This window comes from Bradyrhizobium yuanmingense (genome assembly GCF_900094575.1).
Taxonomy (GTDB): Bacteria; Pseudomonadota; Alphaproteobacteria; order Rhizobiales; family Xanthobacteraceae; genus Bradyrhizobium; species Bradyrhizobium yuanmingense.
Window position 1 is genome coordinate 62,735 of the sequence record NZ_FMAE01000003.1, and the last position, 13,351, is coordinate 76,085.

Sequence of the window (13,351 nt, forward strand, 5' to 3'; positions counted from 1 at the left end):
TCCCTTAGTTCAGCACCAGTTTCGCGGTGTCGAGCTTCGATTGCAGCATCTTCTGCGACGACATCACCTCGATCCACCAGCTGAGGTTTTGCGGCTTGAGGTTCGGCTCGGACTGGTTCGGCGGCGTTGCCTTGACGAGATCGAGCGGCTGCTTGGTGAACCTGGCGATCGAGGCCGAGGCCTTCTCGCGGTCGCTGTTGACGATCGCGGCGGCCTCCGCGACGGCCTCGCGAAACTTCTTCACGGTGGCCACATTCTTCTCCGCCCAGTCGCGCGATGCGGCATAGAAGATGATCGGATCGGTGCGGCCGAGCTCGGCGCCGTACCGCGCGCCAACCGAGCCGAGCCCCGCATTGCTCATGCGCGTGACGAACGGTTCGGCCGTGAGCACCGCATCGACGCCGCCTGATTTGATGATGTCGGCCATGGTCGGGAAGGTGACTTCGACGAAATTGACGCTTCGGGGATCGACGCCTTTTTCGACCAGCCATTTCACGAACAGCACATGGAGAAAGGCGTTCAGGCCGGGCGCGCCGACCTTCTTGCCGATGAAATCCTTGGGATCCTTGATGGTGATGCCGTTGCGGACGAAGGCGGCGATGGCGGTGTTCGAGGTCGGATTCATGACCGAGGCGCCGGCGATCGCGACGAGGTCGAGGCCGCCGTCGACGGCCTGGAGGAAGACGGTGGAGGTGGGGCCGCCGACCTGAATCGAGTTCGACAGGATCGCCGCCGGGATGTTGGAGTTGATCGCGATCGGCGTCATCTCGACTTGCAGCCCGTGCTTTTTGAAGATGCCTTCGTCGACCGCGACCATGGCCGAGGCGCAGTCGGAGGTCGCGGTGCAGCCAATCTGGATCTTGGCTTGGCCCAGCGCAGGTGCCGTCAGGCCAGCAGACATCCCGAGCACGAGGCCCGCCAACATCGTTCTGCTCGTTCGCCTCACTGCGCTCTCCCCGTTTTGTATTTTTCAGTCTTGTTCATCGATATTTTATCTGATCATATATTTGAAACGATGACAAGGGGTGCCCAAGGTGAAGCTCGCAACGTTCAGATCGGCCGGCCAGGAGAAGATCGGAGCCGTCCATAGCAATGACAGCCAGGTGCTTGACCTCGCCGCCGCGGCCGCACGGGACGGCGGAGCCGATCCGGCCTTCGGCTCGATGCTGGCGCTGATCGACGCCGGGCCCCGCGCGCTCGATCGGGCCCGGGTGCTGCTCGACAAGCACGGAAAGGACGCGACGCTGTCGGCGGCGGTCACCACCGTCGACATCCTCGCGCCGGTGCCGGAGCCGAGGCAAATGCGCGACGGCATGTCGTTCCCCCTGCACATCCTGCAGGCGCCGCGCGGGCAGCAAAAGCTCGCCGCGCGTGCCAAGGGCGACATGGCGGAATTGGCGCGCATCGACGCCGAGCCGCTCGGCGAATTGCCCGAGGTCTATCGCAAGCAGCCGATCTACTACATCACCAACCGCTTCAGCGTCCGCGGCACCAACACCACGGTGAAATGGCCGCGCTACAGCAAGGTGATGGACTACGAGCTCGAATTCGGCATCATCACCAAGAACAAGGGCGCGAACATCACGCCTGCGAGGGCTGGGGATCACATCTTCGGCTACACCATCTTCAACGATTTCTCCGCGCGCGACGCCCAGCGCATCGAGATGGAGGGGCGGCTCGGCCCTGCCAAGGGCAAGAGTTTTGACGGCGGCAACGTGATGGGGCCCTGGATCGTGACGCCGGACGAGATCGGTGATCCCTACAAGCTGAAGATGGAAGCGCGCGTCAACGGCGAGACCCGCTCCAAGGGCATCTCCGAGGGCATGCTGTTTTCGTTCGAGGAGATCATCGCGCACGTCTCCCAGGACGAGACGCTGATGCCCGGTGAATTCATCGGCTCCGGCACGGTCGGCAATGGCTGCGGCCTCGAGCTCGGCTGGTTTCTCGAGCATGGCGATACGATCGAGCTCGAGGTCGAGAAGATCGGCATTTTGAAGAATCGCGTCGAGCGGCAAGAAACCTGAAGGGGGCGTCTGAAGGCGCGCTTGAAGCGACGCCTGACTGCCGCCAACGAGAACAATCAACGAGGAAGCGCCATGACGAGCAAGCTGATCGACATCTCCGTCCCCCTCCAGAACGACGTGCCGGCCGACCCGCCTGGCAATCATCCGACGATCCAGTACATCAATCATCAGCAGGGCCTGCCGCGCATGCTGCAGTTCTTCGATGGACTGAAGGCCGAGGATCTGCCTGATGGCCAGGGCTGGGCGGTGGAGCAGGTCAGCCTCTCCACCCACAACGGCACGCATCTCGATGCGCCCTGGCATTTTCACCCGACCATGAATCGCGGCGAGCGGTCCTGGACCATCGACGAGGTGCCGTTGGAATGGTGCTTCCAGCCCGGCGTGAAGCTCGACTTCCGGCACTTGCCGGACGGCTATGTCGCGACGGCCAAAGACGTCGAGGCCGAGCTCAAGCGCATCGGCCACGAGCTGAGGCCGCTCGAGATCGTCGTGGTCAACACCAGCGCCGGCGCCAAATATGGCCAGCAGGACTACGTCACCTCGGGCTGCGGCATGGGCTACGAAGCAACCATGTACCTGCTCGAGCGCGGCGTGCGCCTGACCGGCACCGATGGCTGGAGCTGGGACGCGCCGTTCGTTCACACCGCGAAGAAATATGCCGAGACGAAAGACGCCAGCCTGATCTGGGAAGGCCACAAGGCCGGACGCCATATCGGCTATTGCCATCTCGAGAAGCTGCACAATCTCGAACTGCTGCCGCCAACCGGCTTCAAGGTGTCATGCTTCCCCGTGAAGATCGAGCGAGCCTCGGCGGGATGGACAAGAGCGGTCGCGATTTTGGAGGGGTAGCTTGTTGAGGCCTGCGTTGGGAGGGCCACCTGACTACCTAGGTTGCCTTCTCGCACTACGTTTGGCCGACTTCTTCGGCTTGCCCGCCTTCTTCGCTGGTTTGAGGGAAAGCTTTGATGAGCCAAGTTTGAGCAGATCAAACGATACGATCTCCAGGCCGGAGACGCGACCATTGGTCCGCTGGTAGGCTTTGGCTTGGCCGCGCAGCCACGATTCAAGCTCCTGGAGTCCAACCAGACGATTGTTCACACGCCAGCGCTTGCAGTCGTTTGTACCCCCACGGTTCACCAGGAGAAATATCCCGTGCCGCGCCTCGCGCATGTATTGGCCTATCAGCTGATTCTTCAGGCGTTCGTTCAGCTCGTGCGCTTGCCATTGACCCGCGATTTTGATCTCGATCGGAATACGGCGCTCGACTGCCGGGTGGTGAAGGCGAATATCCGTGCGCTTCCCGTCTGCCAGCTCTTCTTCTGAGCCGGTCGTATAGCTCGATCGTGCAGCAAGCTTGAGGCGGTTCGCTATAACCTTTCGAAGCTCCACCTCGTTGGACACCTTCCGCAGCAGTGAGGCCTCGCTTTCATCTCCTTCCTCATACTCATGCTTGAGATCATCGAGGCGCGAGAGAGCGATGCGGAACAGATCATCTTCAGTTCTCGGCGCGCGTTCAACATCGGCGGCGAACGCATGGACGTCGGAGGGGGCCCATGGACCTGCGTCGGAATCCTGCTCTGCGCGACGTTCCGCCAAGACAAGGAAGTAGTCGCGGCGCTCCTTGATGTTGTCCGCCAAGGCAATCAGGGCATCGTAGGTCTCACGCCCCGGCAGGTTGAACAGCAACTCCAAAAGGAGGTCTCGACCGTGTCGCTGACGATAGCTCAGCGAGCGGTAGTGGGCTTCGCCTTCTTCATCTTCGTCCTCCGTCTCGATCAACTGTGCCAGATGCAGATAGCCCAGCATCTCGTGTAGGATTGGCACCGTCACGAAGTCCTTGTGCGCAGAGGCAATGCCCCGCCGATCTTCATCGAAAAGCTCATGCAGTACGGCGTTGGCCCGCGCCGCACGCTCGCTATCGTCTGACCCTCCCTTAACCCAGATCCTGAGCGACTTAAGCCCAGAAGACCCATCCAGGGCGAGCAATGCCGCGATCCAGAGGGCCCGCAGCGGAGAATCAATCGACGCTCGAACTCGCGTGATCTCTAGGAAGGAATCTGGGGGGCGGCGCTCATCCGCCATGACAATCGTTATGGCCTCACGGACGGCATACTGCGTGCCATGCGGATGATCTCGCACAAGTGTCGCGATTTTGCCGCTCAGTTCGCCACCGAGCTGACCGTTACGCCGCAGTCGCGACAAGATGTAACCTCGCGAACTCTCGGCGGGAGTGGTCAACTCCCATTTCGCCTCATCCAAGAGTAACCTGTCGACGGTTGCAGGATAGGCGTTTCGAAGATCCTCGAACCACCGCGGGAAGCTGTTGAGTTCCCACGTACCATAGCGGGCCGCCACTTCCGCTTCCCCGCCCGATAGCGATTCTACCCAACCGGCTGAACCGTCGGCCTCCATGGCAATTCCACTTAGGCCTATAATTACATTCCACGGCGTCGAGTGTGCAGCCCCCTTATACGATGACCGGATTGGCGGCCTATATTGCCGCCAAAACCCCCTACAGAAATCGCGGAATTTCACGGCGACCTCCTCCCCGAATTCGGGTATGAGGCCCTGCCACTTAGTCATTGTCCAAGCCGTATTCTTCTTTTCGGCCTTCCTGGCTTCATCAAATAGCCATCGAGTATTGTTCCAAACCTTCCCTTCATGGGCGATGGAGAGATCTCCTACCTGGGACGGATTTCCCTTCAATCTTTCGATCCACTCCTGCCTGTCGCGTGAGCGCCGCTCTCTTTCCTGATCGCTCCTTTGGCGCCTCGCGGCGAGCTGTGCCATACTCCGGCGCGTGGCTTCGTCCGGTAGCGACGGCGAAATCAATAGTTCCAACTCAGAGGATAACGATTCGCTGCTGGCCACCGCCGCTTTCAGCTCTTCAAGCTTCTCTTCCGGACGGCCCGAGTGATGCCAAGCCGCAAATGCGGCCGAAACCGCCGTCCGTTTGTCATCAAGACTTCGACAGTCGCGGATAACCGCCGTGAAGAATTCGAAGTCTCGCAAATTAAGTACGCCGAGCAACTGAAAAGGAGACACCTGCCTCCACTCGATGACCGGGCCTTGGCCTCGCCGACGCATGCGCCGTACTTCATGCCAGAACAACTCATGCTTCAGCTTTGGCGTCTCCCCGACGATTTTTGAGGCCTTCTCTTCGACATTGTCGGTGTACCGGGAGATGTGGCCCGCCTCCAGGCACATGCTCAGGACCGACAGGAGTGCTGGGTTTGAGAAATATCCGTCCCCGCCGCCTATGATGTCAAACGCTAGTGCGCCTGCTGAGGGGAGGAGCCAATCATATCTGGTAGAAATACGAGTGAATTCGTCGTCGTGTAGAGGCGGTGTAGTCAGCAACGCGTTCAAGCCCTCAAGGATATCGAGCTTCTCCTGCTGATGGGGAATGTTCGCGAGGATCGTCTCGAGTTCATGATTGACCAGATCCGAATCGTAGGCGGCGTTGGCGGGCAGCTTTCGTAGAAGGTCCACGAGATCCACATAACTGATGTACTCTGGCACCAGGAATTCCAGCGCGTGACCCACTAGGTCGCGGGCAATGCCAGCAGGGTCTCGCAGGATCAGGCGCGCCAATTTCCGCTTATCTGCAACGGAGCCCGTGGCCGCTATCACCTGGACCGACAGTGCTTTCGTCCAAGAATCTGCCGTCCGCTCCTTGAAATAGTCGAAAGCGATGGATTGAAATCCTGGAATGGCCGCTTCGCGCACGATTCTGAGCAGAAGTTGTCTTACGTCGAGGTGTTCGCGATATCGGTCAAATAGAGCGCGTATCGAACTGGAAAGTCGTTGGTCGGCGAAGCGACGCACCTCCCGCGTGTCAATTCTGATCGGGGTATGATTGCGGTCCTGGTACCGTTCCGCGAATACCTTAAGCAAGGTGCCGCGTGTTCCGATATCCAAGGCGGACGCGTCGCCGTTCTCCAGCAGGACTTTAGGATCGGCATTGAGGACCTGGTCGCGAATATCCTGATCTGTGAGCGCGAGCCATGCGGCAATGGGTTTGATGGCGGGCCGGACCACAGTGTGCTCTGTCCCGTACGGACGAGCGAAGAGCAGGGCTTCGACTTTCCGCCTGTTCTTTCGCCTGTCCAGCAGCCGGGCGAGCCAGCAGGCGCAAAGGTATTCTCGGGCCGTGGGATGATGGAAACGTACGGTGCCGTACAACGATTCATCGAACAGGGCCGTGGACAGAAGAGCATTGATCTCTTCTGCTTTCCAGCCCTGCAGCACAGTCCCGGGGTCGATCGAGTTGGAACGAACCCGTTCTGCCGTGCCCTCATCAGGAAGAAGGAACGAAGTTCGTTCCGACAAGGTTGCGGCGGCGGCCAGGGCTTGGGCCCCTAGAACAGCGTGCTCTAAGGCAATGCCGCGTCCCTTATAAGCGGGGTTCAGCTCGGATAGCTTGATCTCGACGTTGTATCTAACGACATCGCTATAGTTACCTATTCTTCCATCGCGCTTCCAAAGCGCAATAAGCCCAGGGAGATCGGCCGGGCGCGTTGCGAAAACCTCAGCATTCGCATGCTCAACGGCAGCGATAAATGCTTCGGGTCTATCAACGCCGTTGGCCGCTGCAAACTTCGAGACTTGTTCAGTGCTCAGCCCTGCCAGGCGAACGACGTTGACCGGCGGACTCTTCTCCGTTCCCGATGTCGCCGACCCATCTAACCCGTCGTCGTCACTTACCCCGTCTTCTTCACCACCGTCAGTCGTTCTCGCCGGGTCCTTCGCTTCCTCCGCGACGTCGGTGACCGATTGCAAGCCGAGACGTTCGGCGAGCATTGCGCGATCTGCGTTAGCCTGCCAAGCGTGCGGACGCGTTGAGACGACGAGGGAATACCGCGTGTTGTTAGGGCCTACCGCGTCCGCAAACTGCGTGATCGCGATGGTAAAGTCGCGAGGATCTGCCAGCTTTGCCTCGTCCACGGCGTCCAGGAAGAAGTAGGCGTGTTCTTCTCCGCGTTGCCACGTCAAGAGGTCTTCTGCCGTTCCGATGTTCAGCGCGGATTGTAGTGACGGAAGTTTGGCCAGTAGATCGAGCGCTGCGTAGAAGGCAGGTTTTCCTTCCGCGATGAGACGGCGCGCCTGCTGCCGAAACTCCTCTGATTTGCCGGTGCCAGCCTCAGCCATGACGACCGTGCAGCGAGCTTGGAGGATCTGATCCCACGACTTGCTCGAATAGAGGTCGACGAAAGATGTGCTTTCATTTTCCGCTTCATCGTCTTCGTCGTAATCAACGAATTGACGATCCAATTCCACGTAGGGCGCCATCTTCGATTCGGATTTCCAGGGATTACGGTGACCGCACTGGACTGTCACGATAATTGATTCGGCGATAAGATACCTCGTTTGCCAATCCTAGGGGCAGTATGCGACCGGCCATCATCAAGTCGAAGAAGGCGCAAATCGAAGTATTCGAGCGGCTGCACGCTCGCATGAAGAAGCAATTCACGGGCCATGAACCCGACAACAAATACTTTCTGCGCGGCTACAAAGGAGCAGAGGACCTTGCCGGATTTGGTCTCGATTTCTGGATCGAATTCAAATGGATGGGGGTCAATTTGTGGGGGCCTCCGCTCGACGGATCGCACGGCAACAGGAACGTCCTTGGCTTCGCGACCTACAGCGCAAGATCGGGGATCGGCAGAACAGCCGCGATCCTCGCACGCGATCCCGAGGGAATCGCGCTCTACCATGACGGCCGCGTTTACGCGCGAGACGGGCGCGCACGGCCGCATCGCGACGAGCCGATGATCCAGATCAATGGCCGTCTTTACTACCGGATCGCCTATGTCGATGATGATCACTTCTTCGATCGCATTCTGGAATATCACTTCAGCCGCCTCAACGTCGATCTTGGTGCGGGCGGAGGCCGTGGCGGCACGAAAGGCAGGGGGACCGGCATGGATGCCGGGCCCGCTGCCGGCGGCGAGCGATCAAGCGCGGTCTTCATCGCGCAGCACAATCCTCTCACTATCGCGCTCTGGAAACAGCTTGAAGCTCTCGGTTATAAGAAATGCCCATGCGATGTTGTCACACCCGACCTTCTGGTTAAGAAGAATGCAAGGTCAGTTCTTTTCGAAGTGAAGCCTTCGGCCCTTTCGCATGACCTGATGCTCGCGTGCGGACAAGTGCTCGTCTACAACGAGCATGCCAAGGCCGACCGGACGGTCATTGTCAGCGCGAAAGCCGGAGTCTCGGGCTATGGCGAGGGTCTCGCACGCGTCATGAAGAAAAACGGCATAGCTTTTGTTCCTTACCGAAAGACCAACGACGGATACATTTTTGAAGGGCTTGAACGTATCCTTCCCGTTTAGGGACATTTCTGCGGGGCCGTGGTCCAGCGATCTCGTTTGCGTCATCCTCGCTATCAATCTTTCTCGCGAATTACGTCCTTTGAAGAGATGAGCGGTATGCGTCCCGTCATCTGGCATCGCCAATGCCGAGAAGTCGGCATAGAGCCGCTCGATTAACCGTCACCTGGTCGTCAATGGAGGCCCGAGTTTTCCTCTTCGCTCATTCAGCTTAATTTCCAGAGCCTCGGCCAGAGTATGCGATCCTTTCAGGCGAAGGCCCGTGATAAGTTGAGGAACGATCTCCATGAGCCCCGCGTTTTCTAGTACATCAAAGAGCGAGTCTGCGATCGTTTGGGCTTCTGATTCCGAGTAAGCCTGAGCGCCAGGGCCGTAAAGACGTCCAATTGCTTCGCGAACGGTCGGCAATTGCGGAGTCGCGTGCTCCTGAATGGCTCTCGGCGGATCAAGCACCTGTTGAATTTCAACGGCCTGGCGGGCTGTGATTTCAACTTCCAAAGTTTCTCCGTCGGGTTCGGTATGTTTGATGCGGATATCACAATGGTTTTCCGAGGCGGTTTTGGCCATCGCTCTCATCGTGCGATGAACAGACCGTTTACCTGCGCTAGGCGGTAATGATTTTGCGTGGTTGGGCGACTTCACAGCTGTGATACTATCTTTCAGCAGTTTGGCGAAGTCTGCGAGGGCTTTGGCTCCTTTTGCCGTCTCGACCGATGCCTTGACGTAGGGGAGGGCCTGAAATGCCCAATCCACGAGCGTGGCGACGATCGATCCGTGTTCGATGTTGGCGACGACAAGTACCCGGCCCCTTGAGACCGTCTTGTAGTCCTTCGCGAGGGCTGAAAAGAGCGCGCCAATGTCTTCGGCCCGCGGCGGACTTTCGTAATCAATAACAACAATAAGTTGATTTTCCATGGGTTTAAATTACGTCAGGTTGTCAGCAAATCCAAGTGGCGCTCCGTTAGATCCACAGCGGCATCGTTCAGCCTGTAAATAAAAGGAGAGGATTTCGAGTGTGATCTGGATATTCGGCTTTGGCTCGCTCACGTTTGACGGCTGGCAATCAGAGTTCGGATGTCTGAGCCTCCAACGGGCAACCCTTCACGGGTATCGGCGAGCGTTTAACAAGAAATCGGTCGTGAATTGGGGTACTGAAAAAAACCCGGGCGTGACGCTGAATCTGAAGCGGGCATCAGGTGAGAGATGTGAAGGCGTTGCCTTCGAATTTTCGGGCGACGAACGGACCTCAATGGCTCTTCTATCATATTTGCGTAAACGAGAGGCGTGTACGCCGACGTCACTTCGTGTGGAATTGGCTGATGGACGGGCCGTTCAGGCCCTGACCTATATCTACAACGGGCGCAACTTGTTTGACCGGTCGAAAAGCGTCGCCGAGCTAGCTGCGCTTGTCGTCAAGGCGAGCGGCACGAGTGGAAGCGCCATCGACTACGTGAAAAGGAATTTTGAGGGACTGCGAGCGGCGGGCCTTGAAGACGCAGCCGTTACCGAGCTTTGGGAAGCCTTATTGGCCGATAAACAGGGGTAGCACTTGAAGCGGATGGTGATCGATACGAACAGCCTCAAATCGGACCACCTGAAGGAATACTTATCCGATCCAGCAAACATGGCAGTTCTACCCGACTTTGCAATATTGGAAATGTTGAAGATCGGTGATGCACAAGGAATTTCAGATCAACTTGCGGTCTGCGCCGAACGCCCGAAGCAGATCAAAATATTACAGCCGACGTACTCTGTAGCTGGGCTCCGTTCACGCCGCCGAAGTCGAGGGCTGCAGCGGCGGTTGGTCGATAAGAAGCAGACGGCGTTCTTCAAAACGTTCTGTGACAAGGTGGAGGGTGCAAAGAATGGCGATCAACTTCTGCAGAAGCAGTTGAAAGGTAAGTGTGAAGCCGCCGCGTTTGACCTTGAGAAAACTGTGAAGAACCAGGAAACGTTCACAGCGAACCTAGCTGAGCATGCCCAGGACTACACTGAGGCGGAGCTAAAGATTCTACGTAAAGGCGAGCCGATAACTCCTGAGCTTCTCAGAAAGATAACGGACCATATCTTCGGCCTCCTAGTTGGACTGGTTGCCACACACCACTACTTCAAGAAACTTCCGGATTTTAAAACTCTTCCAAATGCCTTCCTTTTTCGCTTTGCGGTGGCGGGCTATGTCGTCGCCCTTCGTTGCATCAAAGAGGGAGGTGCAAAGGGCGCCTCGGCGGAAAACATCGGCAGCCAGATGGTGGACGCCATATTCGCAACGTACGCCACGTACTTTGATGGAATCCTCACCAAAGACCGCCGCTGCCAAGAGATTTGCGACACCACCAATGATGTTCTCAAGGTGCTGCGAAGTGGATTTGAGAAGCTGGAGGCTGATGGCTGGCAGATCCAGGACCTTGCCAAAAAGAAAGATGCGACACCAAATTCGGACTGACCGGATTAGAGACGAAAATGGCCCGCAATACGCGGGCCATTTTTGTTTTTGATGGTTCAGAAGTTAGATGGCTCAGAAGGCGCGGCATGCCTTTGTCGACTCGATGAAGCGCTGCGTTGCGCCTTTGGCGCCCGGCGCGGCAATGCGCGCATATCGCACGGTCCGAGCACGCTTCCATCTCGCGCCTTTGACTTCGGGCGAAACGGCTTCTGCGTCTCCCTGTCGACCACGTCATAGGTGAGCCCGCCGGGTGCTAAGCAAAATCCTTCGCCCCACTACCAGAGCGCAGCCAGGCTAGATAACGTTTCTTCCCCTTAGGGTGAGGACCTGCGCCTTGTAGGCGGTGCCATCCGAAGCCGGGGCGGTGGCGAGAATGCGATGCTCGACGAGCTTCTGCAGCCGGACCGACAAAATGTTCTTTGCCATCCCAAGGCTTTTCTGAAACTCACCGAAGCGCCGCTTTCAGCCAGCGCATCGCGGATGATGAGCAGCGACCATCAGTCGCCGATCACGCCGAGGGATCGCGCAACGGTCTGCTCGGCCTCCTGCGATGATGCCACTATGCTCCTGTTTTGCCCGACGAAGCAAATCACGGGAGGCGTCATTCGGAATGGCGGCAACGATCGCGGCCAATTCGCCTCGGCTCGCTTGGGCGAGCCGGACGGGCGAGTCACCACGATTCCTCGGCTTTCTGGCTCCTGAAATCCTGCCCAACCCGCACCCAATCCCACTCCCCACCTAACCCATTGATTTTGCAACCCCCGTCTACTGTGCATGGGGTTGTTTTCGCGAGTTTTGATTTGCCTGCGTGCAATTTGACGTCGCTGACACTGCCGACTACGTTCCGCGAAACGCGAAAGCTCGCAGCCTTTCTGCCGAGCGAAAATTCCACGGGGAAGAAATGACCGGCGACATTGCAGCCACCATCTCGAAAGCGCGCGAGCATTCCATCGGCGATCTCCTGCGCCGCTCCGCAGGCCGTGAGCCGAACAAGCTCGCGGTGAGCTGCGGCGATGTCAGCTGGAGCTTTGCCGAGATGGATGCGATCTGCAACCGGCTCGGCCGCGGCCTGCTCGGCCTCGGCGTTGGCGAGGGCGACCGCCTCGCCGTGCTCTCGCGCAACTCGCACGCCTTTGCGGCGCTACGCTTCGCGGCGGCGCGGATCGGCGCGGTGCTGGTGCCGATCAACTTCATGCTCAATCCGGACGAGATCAATTTCATCCTGAAGAGCTCCGGCGCAAGGCTGCTCGCGACCGGACCCGATTTCGTCGGGCCGGGACGCGCGGCGAGCGCGAAGGATTGCGCGGTCGAGAAGATGATCTGGCTGCCGGGCGAGGATCCGGCCGCGCCGCCTGCAGACCTCACCACCTTCGACGATCTCCTGCATCCCGACGGCTCGTTCCTGGACGCCTCGGTCGACAGCCGCGATCTAGCGCAGATCGTCTACACCTCGGGCACGGAATCGCTGCCCAAGGGCGCGATGCTGACCCATGAAGCCGTGATGTGGCAGTATGTCAGCTGCATCATCGACGGCGGCATGAGCGTGGACGACAAGTTCCTGCACGCCTTGCCGCTCTATCATTGCGCGCAGCTGGATGTGTTCCTGGGCCCGCAGGTGTATCTCGGCGCCTCCGGCGTGATCACGGGCAAGCCGACGGCCGACAACATCCTGGCGCTGATCCAGGCGCACAGGATCACCTCGTTCTTCGCGCCGCCGACGATCTGGATCGCGATGCTGCGCTCGCCGAACTTCGACAAGACCGATCTGTCGACGTTGCAGAAGGGCTATTACGGCGCCTCGATCATGCCGGTGGAGGTGCTGCTCGAATTGCAGCGCCGGCTGCCGGCCGTAAAGTTCTGGAATTTCTACGGCCAGACCGAGATCGCGCCGCTCGCGACCGTGCTGCGGCCGGAGGATCAGCTCCGCAAGGCCGGCTCCGCCGGCAAGCCCGTGCTCAACGTCGAGACGCGCGTCGTCAACACAGCGATGGAGGACGTCAAGGTCGGCGAAGTCGGCGAGATCGTGCATCGCTCGCCGCATCTGCTCTCCGGCTATTACAACGATCCGGTCAAGACCGCAGCGGCATTCACCGGCGGCTGGTTTCATTCCGGCGATCTCGCCACGGTCGACGAGGAAGGCCACATCACCGTGGTCGACCGCGTCAAGGACATGATCAAGACCGGCGGCGAGAACGTCGCGAGCCGCGAGGTCGAGGAGATGGTCTATCGCATCCCGGAGGTCTCCGAAGTCGCGGTCGTCGGCCTGCCCGATCCGCGCTGGATCGAGGCGGTGACCGCCATCGTCGTGGTCAAGACCGGGGCAAAGCTCGACGAAGAAACCGTCATCAGACATTGCGCCGGCCATATGGCCCACTTCAAGGTGCCCAAGCGCGTGATCTTCGTGGACGCCCTGCCGAAGAATCCGAGCGGCAAGCTGCTCAAGCGCGAGCTGCGCCAGCGCTTCGTCGGCGGCGAGACGCTCGACAAGGCGGTGCAAAAGAGCTTTGGGACGTAGCAGGCGCCGTTCCGGCGCCGTCGCGGCGAACTCG

The 13,351-nt window shown here is 59.0% G+C and carries 9 protein-coding genes and 1 pseudogene; 6 read left to right on the top strand and 4 right to left on the bottom strand.

Going from position 1 to position 13,351, the window contains the following annotated elements:
• Positions 1–4: 4 nt before the first annotated feature.
• Complete coding sequence (locus tag GA0061099_RS10045; RefSeq protein WP_036020986.1) at positions 5–925, bottom strand: ABC transporter substrate-binding protein; 921 nt, start codon at positions 923–925, stop codon at positions 5–7.
• 109 nt (positions 926–1,034) lie between these two features.
• On the opposite strand from GA0061099_RS10045, the gene GA0061099_RS10050 reads away from it, so the two are divergent.
• Positions 1,035–2,024: a fumarylacetoacetate hydrolase family protein gene (locus tag GA0061099_RS10050; RefSeq protein WP_074447727.1), complete on the top strand. Its 990-nt coding sequence runs from the start codon at positions 1,035–1,037 to the stop codon at positions 2,022–2,024.
• A gap of 72 nt (positions 2,025–2,096) precedes the next feature.
• Positions 2,097–2,873, top strand: a complete 777-nt coding sequence (locus GA0061099_RS10055; RefSeq protein WP_036020988.1) for a cyclase family protein — start codon at positions 2,097–2,099, stop codon at positions 2,871–2,873.
• 33 nt (positions 2,874–2,906) lie between these two features.
• Here the strand turns inward: GA0061099_RS10055 and GA0061099_RS10060 are convergent, their stop codons facing one another.
• The gene (locus tag GA0061099_RS10060; RefSeq protein ID WP_036020990.1) at positions 2,907–7,316 is read right to left on the bottom strand and encodes a hypothetical protein; all 4,410 of its coding nucleotides are present in this window, start codon (positions 7,314–7,316) and stop codon (positions 2,907–2,909) included.
• A gap of 98 nt (positions 7,317–7,414) precedes the next feature.
• On the opposite strand from GA0061099_RS10060, the gene GA0061099_RS10065 reads away from it, so the two are divergent.
• The gene (locus tag GA0061099_RS10065) at positions 7,415–8,362 is read left to right on the top strand and encodes a hypothetical protein (RefSeq protein ID WP_036020992.1); all 948 of its coding nucleotides are present in this window, start codon (positions 7,415–7,417) and stop codon (positions 8,360–8,362) included.
• A gap of 159 nt (positions 8,363–8,521) precedes the next feature.
• Here GA0061099_RS10065 and GA0061099_RS10070 read toward each other — a convergent pair whose 3' ends face one another.
• Positions 8,522–9,274: a hypothetical protein gene (locus GA0061099_RS10070; protein ID WP_036020998.1), complete on the bottom strand. Its 753-nt coding sequence runs from the start codon at positions 9,272–9,274 to the stop codon at positions 8,522–8,524.
• 100 nt (positions 9,275–9,374) lie between these two features.
• Here GA0061099_RS10070 and GA0061099_RS10075 point away from each other — a divergent pair, with 100 nt between their 5' ends.
• Entirely contained in the window at positions 9,375–9,905 is a 531-nt protein-coding gene (locus tag GA0061099_RS10075; protein WP_036021001.1) for a gamma-glutamylcyclotransferase, read from the top strand.
• 3 nt (positions 9,906–9,908) lie between these two features.
• Complete coding sequence (locus GA0061099_RS10080) at positions 9,909–10,802, top strand: hypothetical protein (protein ID WP_141697577.1); 894 nt, start codon at positions 9,909–9,911, stop codon at positions 10,800–10,802.
• Positions 10,803–10,858: 56 nt separating this feature from the next.
• Here the strand turns inward: GA0061099_RS10080 and GA0061099_RS42045 are convergent.
• Positions 10,859–11,293: pseudogene (locus GA0061099_RS42045) on the bottom strand (winged helix-turn-helix transcriptional regulator).
• 410 nt (positions 11,294–11,703) lie between these two features.
• Between GA0061099_RS42045 and GA0061099_RS10090 the strand changes: the two are divergent.
• Positions 11,704–13,317 (top strand): acyl-CoA synthetase, encoded by a 1,614-nt coding sequence (locus GA0061099_RS10090; protein ID WP_074447676.1) that lies wholly within the window; start codon positions 11,704–11,706, stop codon positions 13,315–13,317.
• Positions 13,318–13,351 lie beyond the last annotated feature (34 nt).

What these genes read in the sequence shown, in the direction of transcription:
- GA0061099_RS10045 (WP_036020986.1), bottom strand. Translation starts at nt 925, where the DNA reads ATGTTGGCGGGCCTCGTGCTCGGGATGTCTGCTGGCCTGACGGCACCT.
- GA0061099_RS10055 (WP_036020988.1), top strand. Translation starts at nt 2,097, where the DNA reads ATGACGAGCAAGCTGATCGACATCTCCGTCCCCCTCCAGAACGACGTG.
- GA0061099_RS10060 (WP_036020990.1), bottom strand. Translation starts at nt 7,316, where the DNA reads ATGGCGCCCTACGTGGAATTGGATCGTCAATTCGTTGATTACGACGAA.
- GA0061099_RS10065 (WP_036020992.1), top strand. Translation starts at nt 7,415, where the DNA reads ATGCGACCGGCCATCATCAAGTCGAAGAAGGCGCAAATCGAAGTATTC.
- GA0061099_RS10070 (WP_036020998.1), bottom strand. Translation starts at nt 9,274, where the DNA reads ATGGAAAATCAACTTATTGTTGTTATTGATTACGAAAGTCCGCCGCGG.
- GA0061099_RS10090 (WP_074447676.1), top strand. Translation starts at nt 11,704, where the DNA reads ATGACCGGCGACATTGCAGCCACCATCTCGAAAGCGCGCGAGCATTCC.